The sequence below is a fragment of the Malonomonas rubra genome (assembly GCF_003247215.1).
GTDB classification, from domain to species: Bacteria; Desulfobacterota; Desulfuromonadia; order Desulfuromonadales; family Geopsychrobacteraceae; genus Malonomonas; species Malonomonas rubra_A.
In genome coordinates this window covers 21332-38915 of record NZ_QKAP01000092.1, presented here as the reverse complement: position 1 = coordinate 38915, position 17584 = coordinate 21332, and the positions used below count along the sequence as shown (strand labels likewise).

General features: G+C 49.0%; 18 protein-coding genes. 7 read left to right on the top strand and 11 right to left on the bottom strand.

Annotation, left to right across the window (positions count from 1 at the left end):
- Window positions 1-9 precede the first annotated feature (9 nt).
- Window positions 10-1251, bottom strand: a complete 1242-nt coding sequence (locus tag Q7J88_RS09685) for a NupC/NupG family nucleoside CNT transporter (RefSeq protein ID WP_303721976.1) — start codon at window positions 1249-1251, stop codon at window positions 10-12.
- Between the two features lie 177 nt (window positions 1252-1428).
- Here Q7J88_RS09685 and Q7J88_RS09680 point away from each other — a divergent pair, with 177 nt between their 5' ends.
- Window positions 1429-2643, top strand: a complete 1215-nt coding sequence (locus Q7J88_RS09680; protein ID WP_303721975.1) for a hypothetical protein — start codon at window positions 1429-1431, stop codon at window positions 2641-2643.
- A 1-nt stretch (window position 2644) separates the two neighbouring features.
- Complete coding sequence (locus Q7J88_RS09675) at window positions 2645-3439, top strand: hypothetical protein (RefSeq protein ID WP_303721974.1); 795 nt, start codon at window positions 2645-2647, stop codon at window positions 3437-3439.
- Between the two features lie 24 nt (window positions 3440-3463).
- Here Q7J88_RS09675 and Q7J88_RS09670 read toward each other — a convergent pair whose 3' ends face one another.
- Window positions 3464-4066, bottom strand: a complete 603-nt coding sequence (locus tag Q7J88_RS09670; protein WP_303721973.1) for a DUF924 family protein — start codon at window positions 4064-4066, stop codon at window positions 3464-3466.
- A gap of 148 nt (window positions 4067-4214) precedes the next feature.
- Between Q7J88_RS09670 and Q7J88_RS09665 the strand changes: the two genes are divergently transcribed.
- The 4 genes from Q7J88_RS09665 to Q7J88_RS09650 are packed head-to-tail and all read left to right on the top strand — an operon-like array spanning window position 4215 to window position 7742.
- Window positions 4215-5351 (top strand): MlaE family lipid ABC transporter permease subunit, encoded by a 1137-nt coding sequence (locus tag Q7J88_RS09665; RefSeq protein WP_303721972.1) that lies wholly within the window; start codon window positions 4215-4217, stop codon window positions 5349-5351.
- A 1-nt stretch (window position 5352) separates the two neighbouring features.
- Complete coding sequence (locus Q7J88_RS09660) at window positions 5353-6102, top strand: ABC transporter ATP-binding protein (RefSeq protein WP_303721971.1); 750 nt, start codon at window positions 5353-5355, stop codon at window positions 6100-6102.
- A 24-nt stretch (window positions 6103-6126) separates the two neighbouring features.
- On the top strand, window positions 6127-7161 hold the full coding sequence (locus Q7J88_RS09655) for an MlaD family protein (RefSeq protein WP_303721970.1): 1035 nt from the start codon (window positions 6127-6129) through the stop codon (window positions 7159-7161).
- Entirely contained in the window at window positions 7158-7742 is a 585-nt protein-coding gene (locus Q7J88_RS09650; protein WP_303721969.1) for a membrane integrity-associated transporter subunit PqiC, read from the top strand. Before Q7J88_RS09655 ends, Q7J88_RS09650 begins: the two co-directional genes overlap by 4 nt.
- A gap of 125 nt (window positions 7743-7867) precedes the next feature.
- On the opposite strand, the gene Q7J88_RS09645 is transcribed toward Q7J88_RS09650, so the two are convergent.
- From Q7J88_RS09645 to Q7J88_RS09635, 3 genes are all read right to left on the bottom strand, one after another.
- Window positions 7868-9328: a GGDEF domain-containing protein gene (locus tag Q7J88_RS09645; RefSeq protein ID WP_303721968.1), complete on the bottom strand. Its 1461-nt coding sequence runs from the start codon at window positions 9326-9328 to the stop codon at window positions 7868-7870.
- Window positions 9329-9713: 385 nt separating this feature from the next.
- Window positions 9714-11135, bottom strand: coding sequence for a phosphoglucomutase/phosphomannomutase family protein (locus Q7J88_RS09640; RefSeq protein WP_303721967.1), 1422 nt, complete (start codon window positions 11133-11135; stop codon window positions 9714-9716).
- 120 nt (window positions 11136-11255) lie between these two features.
- On the bottom strand, window positions 11256-11558 hold the full coding sequence (locus Q7J88_RS09635; RefSeq protein WP_303721966.1) for a hypothetical protein: 303 nt from the start codon (window positions 11556-11558) through the stop codon (window positions 11256-11258).
- 148 nt (window positions 11559-11706) lie between these two features.
- Between Q7J88_RS09635 and Q7J88_RS09630 the strand changes: the two genes are divergently transcribed.
- Entirely contained in the window at window positions 11707-11997 is a 291-nt protein-coding gene (locus Q7J88_RS09630) for a PxxKW family cysteine-rich protein (protein ID WP_303721965.1), read from the top strand.
- Between the two features lie 71 nt (window positions 11998-12068).
- On the opposite strand, the gene Q7J88_RS09625 is transcribed toward Q7J88_RS09630, so the two are convergent.
- From Q7J88_RS09625 to Q7J88_RS09600, 6 genes are all read right to left on the bottom strand, one after another.
- Window positions 12069-14018: a cation:proton antiporter gene (locus Q7J88_RS09625; protein ID WP_303721964.1), complete on the bottom strand. Its 1950-nt coding sequence runs from the start codon at window positions 14016-14018 to the stop codon at window positions 12069-12071.
- Between the two features lie 164 nt (window positions 14019-14182).
- Window positions 14183-14392, bottom strand: coding sequence for a hypothetical protein (locus tag Q7J88_RS09620; protein ID WP_303722009.1), 210 nt, complete (start codon window positions 14390-14392; stop codon window positions 14183-14185).
- A 126-nt stretch (window positions 14393-14518) separates the two neighbouring features.
- The gene (locus Q7J88_RS09615) at window positions 14519-15019 is read right to left on the bottom strand and encodes an IS1595 family transposase (RefSeq protein ID WP_303721963.1); all 501 of its coding nucleotides are present in this window, start codon (window positions 15017-15019) and stop codon (window positions 14519-14521) included.
- Window positions 15020-15742: 723 nt separating this feature from the next.
- Window positions 15743-16435: an LrgB family protein gene (locus tag Q7J88_RS09610; RefSeq protein WP_303721962.1), complete on the bottom strand. Its 693-nt coding sequence runs from the start codon at window positions 16433-16435 to the stop codon at window positions 15743-15745.
- Window positions 16436-16437: 2 nt separating this feature from the next.
- On the bottom strand, window positions 16438-16782 hold the full coding sequence (locus tag Q7J88_RS09605) for a CidA/LrgA family protein (RefSeq protein ID WP_303721961.1): 345 nt from the start codon (window positions 16780-16782) through the stop codon (window positions 16438-16440).
- Between the two features lie 26 nt (window positions 16783-16808).
- Window positions 16809-17579, bottom strand: a complete 771-nt coding sequence (locus Q7J88_RS09600; RefSeq protein ID WP_303721960.1) for a lipopolysaccharide assembly protein LapB — start codon at window positions 17577-17579, stop codon at window positions 16809-16811.
- Between the last annotated feature and the right edge of the window lie 5 nt (window positions 17580-17584).

The window sequence follows — 17584 nt, the reverse complement described above, 5'->3', positions numbered from 1 at the left end:
CATATTAATTCAATAAATTAAGCCAACCACAGCTCCAGTCATGCAGGTGGCGATAACTCCCGCCAGAATCGATTTCATTCCAAGTGAAACTATTTCATCGCGCCGCTCAGGAGCCATTGCCCCAAGTCCACCGATCATGATCCCGAGGCTACCAAAGTTAGCGAACCCGCACATGGCATAGACCATGATCAGCCGGCTGCGCTCGCCAAGCTGCTCCATCGGAATAGCCGCCAGCTGCAGATAGGCAACAAATTCGTTGATAATCGTCTTGGTGCCGAGCAGCCCACCGGCGACAAAAGCTTCATCCCACGGGACCCCCAGCAGCCATACGACTGGAGCGGTCACCATTCCCAACAACCGTTGCAAAGTCAGCGGCGCACCGGAAAATTCAGGCAACAGTCCAAGCAGCTGATTGCAGAAAGAAACCAACGCGATCAATACGATCAGCATACCAACAATATTTAACAGCAGTTTGATTCCATCGATGGTACCGGTAGTGATCGCATCCATCGCCCCACGAGCCTCGCTTTTGACAATTTCTCGACCGACCGTAATCTCACCCTGATGAGGAACCATCAACGCCGCGACGACTATGGCTGCAGGTGCGCTGATGATTGACGCTGTGAGAATATGTCCCAGTGCACCAGGTAAAGTTTCGCGCAGGATACTGGCGTATAAAACCAGAACAGTCCCGGCGATGGTACTCATCCCGCAGACCATCAGGATAAAGAGCTCGCCGCGCGACATCTTGCTCAGGTACGGTTTGACCAATAGCGGTGCCTCCACCATACCGACAAAAACGTTGGCGGCTGCGGCAATGCCAACTGCGCCACCGATCTGCAAACTTTTCTCCAGCAGAACCGAACAACTTTTGACCAGTAGCGGCAAGAACCGCCAGTAGAACAGTAGAGCGGAAAGTGCGCTGATCACCAGAACAATCGGCAGAGCCCGGAAGGCGAGAATAAAGGAACCACCCGCCAGATGCTCTACATAAGGCAGATCGGCACCGCCGAGAAATCCGAAGACGACCGAGGTTCCTGCAGCGGTAGCCTCCTCCAACGCAAGTGTCAACCGATTCAGCATCAGGAAGACATCTTTAAACGCTGGCAGTTTTAGCAGCAACAGTGCCAGAAAAAATTGCAAACCGACTCCGACGATAACTAATCGCCAGTTGACGTCACGCCGTCTTTCACTGCAGAGCCAGCTTAAAAGCAATAGAAACAGAATGCCGACGAGTCCTCGTAATGCCATATCTTCTCGAAATCTCCTCCATTTATGTTGCTGAAAATAAATATCACTTTACGCATATTGATGAGAGCTGTCCACTGGTGAACCTGCAACTCCTTTTAACTTAAAGACGATTATCACTACTTATCTGCACATTTTTTGTTAGAATGCTCTATTATAAAAATTAAAATGAGGTAAACCATGGATCTGCCAGAATACCAATTGAAAACCAACACTCTTAAACGCCGTCTTGGTGATTACCTGATCAGTGCAGGGATTATCACTCCTGAACTACTTGATGAAGCGATTGAATCTCAATGCATCTTTGGGGGCAAACTCGGAACCAACCTGATTGAGCTGGGGCTGATCGAAGAAGAACATCTTGCCAAGATATTGAGTCAGCAACTGAATTTACACTACATCAAACCGAAATTACTGATGAACGTTCCGGAAAAAATCCTCGATCTGGTACCACAAAACCTTGCGTTGAAACATCAAGTAGTCCCTTATCATAAGGAAAAAGAGAAAATTTTTCTTGCTATGAAAGATTCATCGAATTTAGCAGTGATCGATGAATTATCTTTTCAGCTTAATCACATCATCATCCCACTGGCAGTTCCAGAAGTTAGACTGATGCTGGCGTTGAAAAAGCACTACGGTTTAGAGCTGTCTCCACGCTTTGAAAGTATCGAAGCGAAAATCGATCATCCTGATTCTCCCCTCCCAAAGGCTCCTGAAACCAGTTCAAAAACTAATGGCAATCCCAATAATAAAATTCCATCAAAAATTTCGATCAAAAGAGTAATAAACTTAGAAAAAGAACACTCCTCAGAACAAAGCGATTCCTGGCCACTACTCGGGGAGGGAAACGATCAAGAAGCTATAGTTGAAGACTCTGTATATTTCGATTTCGGCACCTCGCCCAAAGAAATGTCGCAAACCAGTCTCGCACAACAGTTGGTATCCGCAACGGATCGAAACGACATTGCCCGTTCGCTAATCAATTACCTAGCCCAAGAATTTTCTGTCAGTGCACTCTTCATGGTTCGGGCGGACATTGTCCACGGCTGGTTGGTTAAGTACGGCAATATCGAGCCTACCGGCTTTGATCGGTTGCAGATTAATCTACAGAAGCAATCCATTTTTAATCAGCTTGTCGAAAACAAATCATATTTTCTCGGGTCTGTCAGCGACACACCTCAAAACAGCCTCTTACTGAAGTTCTTTGACACCCAGCCACCGCAAACAGCACTGATTGTTCCGTTGCTGGTAAAAGATCGGCTCGTAAGTATTTTATACCTGCAGGATCGATTAGAGATTTTGGAAAAGAACTTTTTCGAGGTCCAGAAAATGGCTCAAAAAGCCCAGATGGCCTTTACCTTGTTGATTCTCAAAAACAAGATTCTTTCGATTTGACATGAGCAGCAGAGAAAGAAACAAGCCGAATCCTGATGTTGCCAAAAAACTTGTCCAAGCGTTGACAGCTAGCAGCGATGCCTTGTTTCAGCTAGTTCTTAATGCAAATGAAGAGGTCCTTTTCAATACCCTGAAAAATCCTCATTTAAGCGAAGAGCATCTGCTGGCGCTGCTGAAAAGACGGGATTTATCTACAGATCTGTTGGACAGGATACATCAGCGCTGCAGCAAGACCCTCAGCCACCGATTGATTTTAGCTCTGATCAAAAATCCGGCAACGTCTGATTTCCTAGCCCGTTCCCTGATGCCGCATCTGAGGCTGTTCGAACTGGTCGATGTCTGTTTTCTGCCCGGCGCAGGGGCAGACAAGCGTCTGGCCGCGGAACGCAATATCCTGCAGCGGCTACCGACCACCCCGTTAGGTAACAAGCTCACCTTGGCACGCAGGGCGACAGCGAACATTGTAGGCGAGTTGCTCAAAGAAGGACATCCCACGCTGACAGAAATTTGCTTGAGCAGCCCACGGCTCAAAGAAGCGTCCATTTATCAGTTCTTGACAGGCCCCAAAGCTACAGCAGAAACCATATCGATGATCGCCCGCCACCAACGCTGGCAACACCGGACAAATTTACGCCAAGCAATTTTACGCAATCAAAAAACCCCTGACGTCTGGTTCACCCTCTGGCTACCGAATTTATCGCTACCGATAATCAAACAGATGTTTTCCAGGCAACGGTTCAATGCAAGCCAGAAGCATCTGATTCAGAATGAATTGAAAAAACGTTGCGGCGGCTGATTCTTAGCCGAAGATCAACAATCCTCAAAACGATGAGTTCGGTTGTTTGAGAAATTCAATCTCCTCGGCAGTCGACTCCCTTCCAAGTATCAGGTTACGATGCGGAAAACGGCCAAATCTGGTAATGATTTCTCGATGCCGTACAGCGTAATCGAGAAAACCTTCAAAGGCCGACCGCATCCGCTTGGGAACATTCCTAGTCAACTCTTCAAACAAGGCAACGGAGCGATTCTGCATCTCCATTTCCTCAGCGTGTTCCAGCGGTAGGTAGATAAAAACCCTCTCGATCGGCCTTAGTCCACTGTCGTAGTTATTTTGCAAAGAGTCCATCGCCAATCGCAATGCAATTGAGTCACTGGTAAAGGCACGAGCATCCCCCCGGTAAATATTGCGGGTAAACTGGTCGAGCAAAATGATTGTGGCCAGATACCGCTGGCCAACCTGCTCATCTCCCGGCAACACCCCTTCTGCGGCTGCGGTTGCGATCCAAGATCCGAAGATTGTTCCGATTTCACGATCAACCTGTTCATCTTTCCCAAACCAAAGTTTGACCTTCTGCTCCATCACCTGCAAATCATCCTCACTAGAACCGAACCAGTATCGTAGAATTTTTTCGGATTTATTCATAAACAACTCCAAGTGAGATAGATATCAGTTTACCAGCTTTCCCGAAAGATCCGACAGCTGCAGAATTGTTACAGCAAAAGCTGGATACTCTTCTATCGGCATGATATTTTTATTTCAACGATTTTACCTATTTGCCCGGCACGGAATTATGTCCACAATCAATCTAGACAAATACCAGCTTGAAGTTTCCGACTCCTGTGCCACCTTGCACATTTACGGAGACTGGAACTTTTCCACCGGCATCCCTCAACTCGAGCCACTTGCCGCACAGTTGGCAACAGTTACCGGCTGTCGAGATCTTACCTTTAACTTTGAAAAGCTTGGAGACTGGGACTCGGGCCTAATGACTTTTTTAATCGGCCTGTTAGCAAATTGCAGTGAGCAAAACATTACTGTCGATCCAAAAGGGTTGCCAGAGGGAATTCAACAACTATTGAAACTTGCTACTAGCGTCCCGGAACGCGAGGGCACCCGACGCCCAGTACTCGGGCAACCTGTCCTGGCCCGCATCGGCAATGTCACTGTCGAAATGCACCGCAACTGGGGAGACCTGCTGGCATTTCTCGGCGAAACCTTTTATGCCGTTCTCAACCTACTGCGCGGCCGCGCTCGTTTCCGCTCTTCCGACCTGATGTATCAGATCGAAGGAGCCGGCCCGATGGCGCTGGCGATCATTACCCTGATCAGCACCTTGGTCGGGATGATTCTGGCTTTTGTCGGCGCGGTCCAGTTGAGAATGTTCGGTGCACAGATCTTTATCGCCAACCTAGTTGGCCTCGGCATAGCCAGGGAGATGGGCGCCATGATGACTGCTATCATCATGGCTGGCCGCACCGGAGCTGCATATGCGGCGCAGATCGGCACCATGCAGGTCAACGAGGAGATCGACGCGCTGAAAACGATGGGTATCTCGCCGATCGAATTTCTTGTTTTGCCACGCCTGCTAGCCCTTTTCCTGATGATGCCGCTACTCTGCGTATATGCAGACTTCATGGGAATCCTCGGCGGAGCGGTGGTCAGTGCTTTGATGCTCGACATTTCTTTTTTCGAGTACTATCAGCAATTACAATCGGCAGTAGCGCTGAAGCACTTCCTGATAGGCGTCATCAAGGCGACCATATTCGGCCTCATAGTAGCCACCTCCGGCTGTTTTCGAGGGATGCAATGTGGCCGTAGCGCCTCGGAAGTAGGCTTTGCCGCGACGAATGCAGTTGTCACCTCGATCGTGTTGATTGTTGTCGCCGATGCCTTGGTGACCATTATCTGCCAGATATTGGGGTACTGACATGTCTACTAAAAACCATCTCGACATTCAGAATCTGACCATGGCCTACGGCGACAATATTATTCAGGAAAACCTTGATTTTAGAGTTGCACACGGCGAGATTTTTATCATTATGGGCGGCAGCGGCTGCGGTAAAAGCACTCTGTTGCGTCATTTGATCGGCCTGATGCAACCCTACAAAGGGAAGATTCTGATCGGTGGAGTGGATCTTTGGGAATCGTCTCAGGACGAACGCAACCAGCTAATCAGTCGCTGCGGCGTTCTCTACCAAGGAGGAGCCCTCTGGAGTTCTATGACCCTGGCTGAGAATATAGAGGTTCCTCTCAAGGAATACACCAATCTGAATGCGAAGCAGATTAGTGAGGTCATCTCCTACAAGCTCTCACTGGTTGGGTTGGCCGGTTTCGAGGACTACTACCCCTCTGAAATCAGCGGCGGCATGCAAAAAAGAGCTGGGCTGGCGCGGGCCATGGCGCTCGATCCAGACATTCTATTCTTCGACGAACCTTCCGCCGGACTTGACCCGATCAGTTCGCGCTTACTGGACGACCTGATCATGCAACTGCGTGACAGCCTCGGCTCAACAGTGGTGATCGTCACACATGAACTAGCCAGCATTTTTGCCGTTGGCGACAATTCGATTTTCCTCGATACGGAGAGCAAAACGATCATCGCCAGAGGCGCTCCAATTGAATTATTGAAAAATTGTCAAGATGCGCGGGTGCGAAAATTTTTGACCCGTGAAAGTTAACCTGCAACCTTAAATGAGACAGTTATGCAGCGGCGAAAACGTGTAGACCCACGAGTTATAGGTAGTTTTGTTGTCGGAGCGATCCTCCTCAGTGTCGCCGGGCTAATTTTTTTCGGGCCCGGCGGGCTGATTTCGGAAACCGTACTCTACGTGCTCCATTTTGACAGCTCGGTAAAAGGACTTACGGTCGGCTCCCCGGTGCGTTTTCGCGGAGTCAAAATTGGCCAAGTCAAAGACATCAACGTACGGGTTAGGCCCAGCGATTTTGAATTTCATATCCCAGTCATTATCGAAATTGAGCCATCCAGAATTGAAGCTGACGGCACCAACCTAGGCCTCTTCGATACCCTGAAAAGTACTGTCAAGGGAGAACATCCACTGACCCGCTTGGTCGAAAAGGGCTTGCGGGCGCAATTGCAGATGGACAGTCTGGTGACAGGACGTCTTTACGTCAACTTCGACATGCACCCGGATGAACCGATCTATCAGGTCGATTATCCATCCAAATACCCTTCGCTACCGACGATCAGCTCAAGCATGAGTGAATTGGCGAAAACCTTCGAAGATTTGCCGCTACGCGAACTGTCCGCCAAATTGATCAGCTCGGCAGACGGATTCGAGCGGCTGGTTACTTCGCCCAGCTTGCACAACGGTCTGGCAAAATTCGATGAAACCACGACGCAGCTGAATGCCCTTTTAGCTGGTTTGAATCAGAAACTGACTACTTTATCGGGCGACATGCAGTCAACCCTGCAAACCACGCAACAGACCTTGAGCACAACTCAGGATACCCTTAAGCATATCGACACCAGAATAGATCCACTCAGTTCAGAATTTACTACCGCCATGCAAGCATTTTCTTCTGCCTCGGAAAAGACCGAACTTGTGATGCAGAGTGTACAACAGATGACCGCCAACGATTCCCGTTTACAGCAGCAGCTGAGCCTCACACTGCATGAACTGAATCGCGCGGCCCGCTCAATCCGCTATCTTTCTTCAGAACTGGAACGAGACCCACAGATTCTGTTGCGCGGGCGTATGTCTGGAGGTGAGCAATGATGAGATATTTATGCCTGTTTACCCTGTTGCTCTGCAGCGCCTGTATCCAACTGGGCAACGAACCGCACCCGACACGTTACTATCTTCTTGAACCGGTAGCCGATGTCCGCTCGGCTGCCAATGACCAACCGTTGCAGCTTGAGCTAAGCCCCATTATCTTCCCAAGCTACCTCGATCGGCCGCAGATCGTCACTCACAACATCAACAACAGCATTCAGATCGCCGAATATGATCGGTGGGCTGAACCGCTATCGGAAAATCTGACCAGAACTTTACAGGAAAACCTGCGCAACCAGCTGCCGAATGTACGGATCAGTTCAGCCCCCTGGAACCAGTCCTCTGCGCCAGTGTACCTGCTTCAGCTTACAGTGAACCGTTTTGACGGTGTGCTTGGGCAACAGACCGCCGTCGACATCCGCTGGACACTCGTTAACTATAAAACTAATACAGAAATAGCCCGTCGGCATTTCCGGGCACAGTTACCGATCGATGAAAATCACCGAGGGCTAGTTGATGGACTTAACAGTACGCTTGCAGAATTGAGTCAGGAAATAGCCTCGATGCTGACGACACAACAGTGAAACCTTAACAGAATCGATCTCGAAAAATCAGCCCAACCAGATAACAGCTGGGTGATTTGTTTGCTGTGCAACAACGGATCAACCTGCCCTTTATCAGGAACTGCTAGCGGAAGGTGGGCAGATCATTATCCTTCGGCCAGGACAACCTGGTTCCGCCCCGCGTTTTTGGCTTGATAAAGAGCACGGTCGGCAGCCCCGATCAGTTGATCCTTTTGTATCTGTTGTTCAGAGGGAACGGCGGTCGCAGTTCCGATACTGATGGTAGCGGTAACCCATTTTCCTTCGACCGAGGTCGCAATCCCCTCAACACACGAACGCAGGTGCTCTGCGAAAGTTCTGGCTCCCTCACGATTCGTCGAGGGTAGAATAATTGCAAACTCATCCCCGCCGAAACGCGCAACAACATCGTTGGTTCGTACGGTGGAAATAATCGCCTTGGCAATATTCATCAGCACCATATCGCCGACCAGATAACCATAATTATCGTTCACCAGCTTGAAATAATCGATATCGAAAAGTACCAACGAAACAGAGGAACGATAGCGGATCGCACGGGCCAACTCTGCCTCAAGCGCTTCCTGAAAATAACGATGGTTATAAACACTGGTCAGGCTGTCGTGAGAAACCATCTCAGTTAACCGATTTTTTGCATCCTGCAATTTTTGGATTAGGCGCTGGTTCTGTTCCTTGGCTTCATGCAGTTCCAGAAACAGTTGAGCTTTGCTCAAATTCAACCTACCTAAGTCCTGATTAGCTTGCTGCAATACCTGCGAAAACGGCTGCATGTCGAGTGGATCGATATCGAACAAGGTGATTATTTCTCGGCTTTTTTCGGCCACTTCATCCAAAAGCTCAAGAGATTCGGCCTCATTCATTCCGTAGGCGGCCATTAAAGCTGACTGCACTTGACGAGCCTTTTCCGCAACCTTCTTTCCGGTATAAATTTCTGCAAGTTGATCTGCCCAAAATAGAACTTCAACTTTCCCCTTGAATTCTTCCGGGGCATGATCCGGATGATGATGATAAAGAACTGGCGTAAAAAGGTTTTCGGGAAAGTTCCAATGGTAAAATAGCAATGAGGCGACCTGCTGATGATCGAAACCGTATTGCTCATGTTCCTGATGACACAAATCGGTTGGGTTATCGGAAAGCTCATCGAGTACCTCTTTGTATTCTCTTCCCTTCGTTAACAAAATCATCAGTGCCCCTAAATCTTGCAACAGGGCGACAAGAAAAATGTCAGGAATGTCCCGTTGCAATTTTTGCGACAGTAACTCCGCAGCGACGGCAGCAGTCACCGAATGACGCCAGAATTGGTCGAGACTGTATGCTACATCCTGTTGCTTGCTCAGATTCGCGGTAATGACAAAAGACAAGGCAATACTTTTGGCCGTGTTGGTCCCCAAAATAGAAACCGCACGTTTGATATCTGTAACTTCCTGGTTGCATCCGAACAGGCTGGAATTAGCAACTCGCAATATCTTGACCGATAACGCAGGGGCGAGAGAAATAATACTGCTCAACTCAATCAGTGCCGCATCATCTTTGCTCACCGCCTGTAAAATTTCAGACGCAATTGCCGGCAAGGTTGGAAACTTCACCTCATTTTTTATTAAATTGCTAAGTTTTGGATCAATCATAAAATCAGCCCATTTACACTGAAAAGCGTCTGTTCCTATATAAAAAAGACGCTAAGACCCATCCTTTGTCCTGCATTATTTCACTCTTCGACGCCCCGGTTATCAGATTATTCAGAGTTATGAACTCGCGGCAATAGATATCGAGAGATTCCCAGTTTTGCTGTTATCGATATGGTATATACATTTACAATCAACATTCACATTTCCATATATGACAGACAGGAACACACTTTAGTCAAATATTTTAATAATAATTTCATAAATTCAACTCTCAAGCAAAAGAGGGAGAAGCATCCGCATCTCCCTCTTTTTAGCATCTTTAAAGCAAGGCCTAATTGAGGATGAATTGTTCCGCCTGTTTCAGCAACTCGTCTAACCGTTCGGCGGTCACAGCTTCTCCATAGAGACGAACAACCGGTTCAGTCCCTGACTTCCGAAACAACATCCAGCTGCCATCGGCAAAGATAAATTTATTTCCATCAATTTTAATTACTTCACTAACCTGATGACCACCGAACTGCTGTGGCGGATTCTGTAGTTTCTCCGACAATGCCGCTTCCAACTCTGGAGAAAGTCGGATATTGATCCGCTTAGTGTAAATTTCACCGACACGGGAATACAGGTCATCAAGCAACTCTAAAAGGGTGCGTTTTTCCACAGCCACCATCTCTGCCACCAGCAGGCAGGCTAGGATGCCGTCTTTTTCCGGAACATGCCCACAGATACTCAGTCCGGCACTCTCTTCTCCACCGATCAGAATCTTGTCATCACTGATGTACTCGCCTATGTACTTGAAACCAACGGGTGTTTCCAGAACTTCGACACCGTGATATTTAGCAACTGCGTCAATCAGGTGCGACGTCGCCACGCTGCGCGCTGCGTTTCCTTTCATCCCCTTGCGACGGATCATATAATCGAACAACAGTGCCAGAATGTAATTCGGTTCGATGTAGCTGCTGTCGGCATCAACGATGCCAAAACGGTCCGCATCGCCGTCTGTGGCTAGGCCAAGACCGATCGCGGGGTCAGACTTGATCAACTCAATAAAGTCTGGGATATGGGCTTCAGCCGGCTCCGGCGGTTCCCCGCCAAAATAGGGATCCAGGTGATTATTGATCTTTACAATCTCAACACCAGCTTGTTCAAGAATATCGTCTAGATAACCACGTCCGGAACCGAAGAGGGGATTAATCGCGATCTTCATCCCCGAAGCGGCAATCGCCTCAAAATCGATCAATGTGTGTAAGGTCTTAAAATACTCGTCACGCGGATCGATCTCTTCAAATAGGCCTAATTCGATAGCCCGGTGCACGTTCACATCCTTAAAAACGATTTCGCCGATCATTTCGTTGGCGCGTTTTTCAATATCCCCGGTGGTTTCGGGCAGGGCTGGACCTCCCCAGGCAGGAGAGAATTTTATCCCATTATAATTATAGGGATTGTGGCTGGCAGTGAAATTAATCGCACCTGACAACTTGCGACGGAGTAATTCGTGAGAAATGACCGGAGTCGGTGTGTCCCGCTTGCAGAAATAACTTTTGATACCAGCACCAGCCAGGACACGAGCAGCTTCCCTCGCGAAGTCCCCCCCCATGAAACGTGCATCGTAACCGATGATCAAACCACTGCCGGCCAAACCTTCCGCGTGCAGATGGTCGGCAATTGCCTGAGTCACAACGCGAACATTGCTCAGGGTAAAATCTTCGCAAAAAATCCCACGCCATCCGGAAGTCCCGAACTTAATCTGAGACATTGAAAACCCTCCTTGCTGGTTTTGTTGGAAATAAGAAACTGAAAAGTAAAATATACCATAGGAAAATGATCCTGCGGGGCTACAGCACAAACTGAAATGTTCAGGAATTATTACGAAAACTCAACCAGCATCGATTTCCGGGGCCGGATAGTCTTCTATCCCTGCAACATAGGGGCAATCTGCGGGAAGAATACCGGCAGCAACCAATTCAGGTGTCAATTGGGCGCATTCAGGATGCAGTTCCGAGCGCTGTTCATATATTCGGCACTGGTTAAGTTCGACATCCAGATGTGGGCAGGGAACATCCGTGTAATAGATACGCCCCTGATAATCAAGTTTTTCATAACAGCAACAACCGCAACGCTTGCAAACCTCTTCCCACTCTGCGCTACCCGGCATGAGATCTTTCTTTATCTTGGTCATGAACACAGACTACCCAGAATCGGCAACTCCCGTCAATGGATTGCTACCACGAAAAACAAAGAAAAAGCGTTGACTCAGGAAATGAAATTCGCTATTAGTAAGCGTTCTAAACGCTGAACCAAAGCATAAAGCTAGGAGGAATAGAAACATGCTGTGCCAAACTGTTCTCGTAGGTACCGAATGTACTTTCTGGAAAAAAGCCGGCTGCTCTGCCGAAGGCGGTAGCTGCCAGGTTGTTGTTGAAGAATGTCAGGGTTGTGAGCGTATCGTCAAAGGCTCGATCGGCGATGTCTGCAGCTCTTATCCGAGTCCGTCCGTCAAGTGGGCATCCGGGCTGTGTAACTTTGCAACCCACAAGAAGATCGATATCAAGATTGATGATGTTCGTATCAACCCGCTTAAAGCTGCCAAGCGGGCCGCTGCCGGTAAAAAGAAGTAAGACCACGGCTTTGCATTATGAAAAAAAAGGCCGTCGGAAATCCGACGGCCTTTTTTATTTCATTTGATAACTCAATTAAAATTCTGCAGCGCCTGCTGCTGAATCGGACTGCCGATAATGGCAATCATATCATCGACCTGAAAAACAAAATCGGCTGACGGATTCAAGGTGAACTTTCCGTCGCGCAGCACCCCGACAATAGACACACCGAGCGTTTGGCGTAGCTCAAGTGTTCTTAAACTCCTTCCAACCAGCAGGCTATCCTCCCCCAGTCGCTCCCAGCTCAATTCGAGCAGTTCTCGAGCATTTTTCAACAGACGAATTTCCTGATTCCCCGCTTGGTTCAGTATTTCGGAGTGATAATGATCGAGTCGCACCGAGTCGGTATAGCGTTGAATGGTCGGAATCGGAATCTTCAGATTGAGCAACGCCTGCCGGGCTATTTCCAGACCGGCCTCAAGTTCAGGCATGATCACCATATACACCCCGTCTTCGTAAAGTGCCGCCATCTGTTCCACCCCATTGGCACGGGCAACGATATTCAGTTCCGGATAATTGCGATGTACATAACGAACGATGCTTTCCGTTGTCGTAATGTTCGGCATGGTAATTAGCAGCTGTTGTGCTTCAGCCAGATTGGCAGCCTCAAGAATCGTCTCTTGACCAGCATCTCCATAAATTGCAGGGTAGCCACATTTTTTACAAATATCAATCAGGCGGTGACTCAACTCAATGACGACGAACGGAACGTCCAATTGCTGCAGCACCTGAGCGATATGTTGACCGACGCGACCGCCACCAGCAATTACGATATGTTGATGTAGCCCTTCTTGCGGCAGGTTGACGGTTTCCAGCGTATCGGTTTTCATCAGACGCCGCTTCATGCCATAAAGAGGTGCCGTCAATCCTGATGCCAGCGGGGTAATCACCATGCTGAAGATCGCAGCGGAAAGAATATAGGCATGCTGCACACCATCAAGGAATCCCCCCGCATGTCCGACTTGGCCGAGAACGAAGGAAAATTCGCCAATCTGAAACATACCCAAACCGACCGCCAGCGGCACCACATTGCCGTAGCCGAACCCGCGCGCAATTGCGGCCATCAACACCCCTTTGCCGACCGCGATCAAGCCGACCAGTCGCAATACTCTGGCGTAGTTTTCTAATAGAAAATTAGGCTCCAGCAGCATGCCGACCGAGGTAAAAAAAAGCAGTCCGAACAGGTCACGCAGCGGGATGATATCGCTCAGCGCCTGATGTCCATAATCCGACTCACTCAGCACCATCCCGGCAACAAATGCACCGAAGGCGAACGACAACCCGACCAGATAGGTAGCATAGCCTATTCCCAGCCCGATTGCTGTGATCGTCAGCAGAAAAAGTTCGCGAGAATTCCAGCGGGCAACAATTGCCAGCAACCAGGGTAAAAGGCGGGTGCCGACCAGAAACATCAGTAAAAGAAAGACCACCGACTTTATTACAGCGACACCGAGAATTGGCAAGCCACTGGCCGGATCGGAGAGTTGTGGCAGCATGATCATCAGCGGCACCACAGCCAGATCCTGCACAATCAGCACACCGATCATCACGCGACTGGACAGGGTTCCCATCATCCCCTGGTTCATCAGGGTCTTCAAAATCACCATGGTGCTAGAAAGTGACGCAATCCCTCCCAACCAGAGGGAAGGCACTGTCTCCCAACCGATCCATCGGCCGATCAAATAACCATAACCGATCGTCAAAACTATCTGAATGGGACCACCGAGCAGAGCGACATATTTAACCGGTTTCAACTCTTTGAGGGAAAACTCTAGGCCGAGAGCGAACAACAGAAGAGCCACACCTATCTCGGCGAGTTTCTCGACCTCGTAGACATCGGTCACCGCACCGCCGGTAAATGGTCCGATGACCACGCCGGCTAGAATATACCCCAAGATCAAGGGTTGACGGAATTTTTGCGCCAGCAAACCACCGAACAGAGCGGTAACAACAATAATGACAATATCAGCAGCTATGCCCATTTAATTTCGTTTCTATCCACAATACAAAGGATGGGGTTGAGCAGGTCCGCCCCAGATGGTTCTTCGAAGCTGAGTGCCGACCACATGCTGAAGCAAGTCATCAAACTGTTCCTGAACGGGCTTTGCTTGCCTCACGATCTTTGACAATCCGTTTCACTTCTTTTTCACTGGACCCCGGTTGTTCCAGCGAAAGACGATCCCACTGAGATCGCGCGGCAGATGTTGTCGACTGACAAAATAAATCCCCCCTGCTTCGCTCTTCCCAGAATCGCGTTAAAGGACTCCGCTGTATTGACGGGTGCTTCTCCGTAAGCGTATTCCCTGTGGCCGTGATTAACACTTACATGATCGGAAAATTCTTTTTCCAGCGTCATGTAGGTGTGTAATTGATCTGTTATCAACAAAGCCTCCAGTAAAAAAGGCCTGCTTGACATGGGGTGTCAGGGTCGCATAGCTATCGTTAGTGATTACCCCTGTTCGGACCGGTCCTTTGCGGCTGACTACCACGTGCCCCCAGGTCTTCTTGGTTCCTCTGCCCTTGGGATGCTTACCCCATGCTGGAATCTCGGTTTTCCGCCAAGATATTTTTCATCCAGTTCAACGATGCCGGTCAACATCCCTACGGTATCAGTGTGTACATCCATTATGGCACGAATAGCGTGGACGACTTTCCAGACGGTCTTTTGATAGACCCCGAGCCATCGAGCCAGACCAACCGAGAAAATGCCCTTACTGGAGCGGATGATGAGACACATCGCAATCAACCAGATCTGCAGCGACAGCTTGGTGCTGTGCATGGGAGTCTTGGTTGTCACCGTGAACTGCCCAGAAAAACCGGCGCACTCGTAAAGCCCAGAGCGAGAAGACTCTCCTTTGATCCTCCACGACTTCAGGCAACCATAATGCGGGCAAAACCGGCCGAAGGGCCAAATCACATTTTCCAGATAACGACGGCAGATCACCTCATCTAAAAACATGTTGCAAAACTGATTGATATCCATGGACCTATCTCCCTTCGAAGATAGGTCCCATTGTAATTTTATCAACCTATGTCACATCCACCTTTGTTTGATGGATAGAAGTGTTTAATTCAGTGTAATAACAAAGAGTTCAGATCATCTGAACGGTTCAAGAATTCCAGCGAGCGGCGACTATCATCTTTTAGCTGCAACAAGCTGATACTGGGGGGGGCTATCGACAGATGACAGTTTCCTATATCATTCAGTGAAATTATCAGCGTGCCCATTACCAGACAGGTGAGAACAAAAGAATAGTTGACCACAATTAGATTTTCTGCTTCACCGTCGAGCCAAGCTTCCACAGCCGTATAAATTCGCCCAGCACATTCACCTCACTATTCGCCGCAACCGCGGACCCGATATCCGAGAAGATCAGTCGAAGCTAATGGCTACTTATACTGTTCCAGCCAAGCTGTCAGTTGACCGTCCCCCTCGCCACAGTTAAATTAGCTAAATCTCGGCAGAAAAATCGGCTTACCAGCATAATTTTCGGTCGATAACAGCTGCTGTTTCCGGGACACGTATTAAGGACGATTGCCCGCTGGGCCACCGATTGCTTGCACAAAGACACCTCAATCGCAGCTGCATGATTTTTCCCTAAAGCGGTCAGACCAGTATCGTCCCAACCACCGACGACACTATCGATCTAGTGTTAGGACTAAGAGAAATCTTTTTCGCTCGACCTACCTTAAGCGTTAAAAAGATTCAACCAAACAACAACCAGAGCAGCGGAACCAGCAATGCCGTCGCCAGTCCGTTTAAGCCGATCGCCAACCCGGCGATCGCTCCGGCGAAACGATCCTCACCCAACATTCGAGCAGTCCCGATGCCATGCGAAGCAGTGCCAACCGCCAATCCCATTGCGGCTTTAGAACGAATGCCGATCAAACGACAGAACTCTGGGCCACAGATGGCGCCGAGACAGCCGGTCAATACCACCAATGCGGCTGTCAAAGGCACAATGCCACCGATCTTTTCAGATATGCCGATGGCAATAGGTGTGGTGACCGATTTGGGAACTAACGACAAAACTACCCCTTGACCTCCACCAAGCAGCCAGGCGATCCCGGCTGCCGAAATAATAGACGAAATGGCTCCAGCAACGATGCCGATTAGAATTGGCAGCTTTCGTTTAAGGATTTCCTGGCGCCTCTGATAAAGCGGAACCGCCAGCGCCACAACTGAAGGGCCGAGCAAAAAGAGGATCATCCGGCCGCCACTATTGAAATTTTGATATGGAATGTCGCACAACTTTAGCAACAGAATGATACTGACAATTGAAACCGCAACCGGGTTAAAGAGAATAAAACGGGTACGGCGGTAAAGTAACTCTGCCAACTGATATGTCAACAGGGTCAGGACAACACCGAATAATGGTGATGCGAGTAGTTCACGCACTGTTATGATTCCTCATGCTTGTCGAGCAGATTCTCACTCCAGCCCGTCACCGCCATCACCACGAAAGTACTAATCACGGTCCCAGCAATAATCGGTAACCACTCACGACCAATCAGGTCAAAATAGAGCATCACGCCAACGCCAGCCGGGACGAAGAACATCGCCATGTAGGACAAAAGCAGTTCAGCCGCCTCTTGAAGCCACTCCGACTTGACCCAACCGGCAGACAGGGCTGCCAGCAGTAATGCCATGCCGATGACATTCCCAGGAATCGGCAGCGCTAAAAAACGCGATATCCCCTCCCCCAGAAACTGAAACAACAACAGCAGAACCATTCCCTGCAACATAACATTCTCCAGACAGTATTCTCGACTTACTTCAAGCCTTCAATGACAGCACTCACTTCATCACGGAGCTGCTTGGAAGAAAGGCTTTTTTCCAGCTTCAGAAATTGCTGAAAGTTCTCCACTGCTTCCCGACTTCGATCCAAATCCATATAGATATATCCGAGCGTCAGGTAACCGGCCGACAATCCGGCGTCTAACTGCAAAGCCTTCTGGCATGACTCTTCGGCCTGATCCAACTTCCCTTGTTCATAATAGAGATCTGCCAAATTGAGATAAGTTTGCGGTTCGTCCGGATCGATCTCGGCGGCTTTCAGGTAAGCGTCCATTGCAGCCTGATTTTTACCAGCCGCAATTTGAATATCGCCTAGGGCATTCAGGGCCAATACCGATTCAGGATCTGCCTGCAGTGCTTCGCGGCAAGTCTGCTCAGCGACATCCAAGTTATCCTTTTCCAATTCGAGCATCGCCTTATTGACCCGCGCATCTATTTGCTCCGGGTCGATCTCAATAATCCGCAGGTAGGTTTGAAGAGCCTGATCGATATGATCTTCCTCCAAGCTGATGTCAGCAGAGAGATAGAGCAGATCGATATTATTCTCCTGCAACTTAAGACCGGAGATAACACTTTTTTTCGCTTTGAACAGCTGATTTTCGTCCAACTGAGCTTCGGCCAACAGCAACCAGGCTTCTGCCGTCTGCTCCAGTTTGATTGCCTCTTGGAACAGATCCAACGCCTTGCGACTATTATCTTCATCAAGGGCCCGTTGCCCCTGACTGAGCAAATCCTCAAACGACATCCAAA

Excerpts from the sequence above, each read along its gene's own strand:
- Q7J88_RS09685 (WP_303721976.1), bottom strand. The coding sequence starts at position 1,251 with ATGGCATTACGAGGACTCGTCGGCATTCTGTTTCTATTGCTTTTAAGC.
- Q7J88_RS09680 (WP_303721975.1), top strand. The coding sequence starts at position 1,429 with ATGGATCTGCCAGAATACCAATTGAAAACCAACACTCTTAAACGCCGT.
- Q7J88_RS09675 (WP_303721974.1), top strand. The coding sequence starts at position 2,645 with ATGAGCAGCAGAGAAAGAAACAAGCCGAATCCTGATGTTGCCAAAAAA.
- Q7J88_RS09670 (WP_303721973.1), bottom strand. The coding sequence starts at position 4,066 with ATGAATAAATCCGAAAAAATTCTACGATACTGGTTCGGTTCTAGTGAG.
- Q7J88_RS09665 (WP_303721972.1), top strand. The coding sequence starts at position 4,215 with ATGTCCACAATCAATCTAGACAAATACCAGCTTGAAGTTTCCGACTCC.
- Q7J88_RS09660 (WP_303721971.1), top strand. The coding sequence starts at position 5,353 with ATGTCTACTAAAAACCATCTCGACATTCAGAATCTGACCATGGCCTAC.
- Q7J88_RS09655 (WP_303721970.1), top strand. The coding sequence starts at position 6,127 with ATGCAGCGGCGAAAACGTGTAGACCCACGAGTTATAGGTAGTTTTGTT.
- Q7J88_RS09650 (WP_303721969.1), top strand. The coding sequence starts at position 7,158 with ATGATGAGATATTTATGCCTGTTTACCCTGTTGCTCTGCAGCGCCTGT.
- Q7J88_RS09640 (WP_303721967.1), bottom strand. The coding sequence starts at position 11,135 with ATGTCTCAGATTAAGTTCGGGACTTCCGGATGGCGTGGGATTTTTTGC.
- Q7J88_RS09635 (WP_303721966.1), bottom strand. The coding sequence starts at position 11,558 with ATGACCAAGATAAAGAAAGATCTCATGCCGGGTAGCGCAGAGTGGGAA.
- Q7J88_RS09630 (WP_303721965.1), top strand. The coding sequence starts at position 11,707 with ATGCTGTGCCAAACTGTTCTCGTAGGTACCGAATGTACTTTCTGGAAA.
- Q7J88_RS09625 (WP_303721964.1), bottom strand. The coding sequence starts at position 14,018 with ATGGGCATAGCTGCTGATATTGTCATTATTGTTGTTACCGCTCTGTTC.
- Q7J88_RS09620 (WP_303722009.1), bottom strand. The coding sequence starts at position 14,392 with ATGACGCTGGAAAAAGAATTTTCCGATCATGTAAGTGTTAATCACGGC.
- Q7J88_RS09615 (WP_303721963.1), bottom strand. The coding sequence starts at position 15,019 with ATGGATATCAATCAGTTTTGCAACATGTTTTTAGATGAGGTGATCTGC.
- Q7J88_RS09605 (WP_303721961.1), bottom strand. The coding sequence starts at position 16,782 with ATGTTGCAGGGAATGGTTCTGCTGTTGTTGTTTCAGTTTCTGGGGGAG.
- Q7J88_RS09600 (WP_303721960.1), bottom strand. The coding sequence starts at position 17,579 with ATGTCGTTTGAGGATTTGCTCAGTCAGGGGCAACGGGCCCTTGATGAA.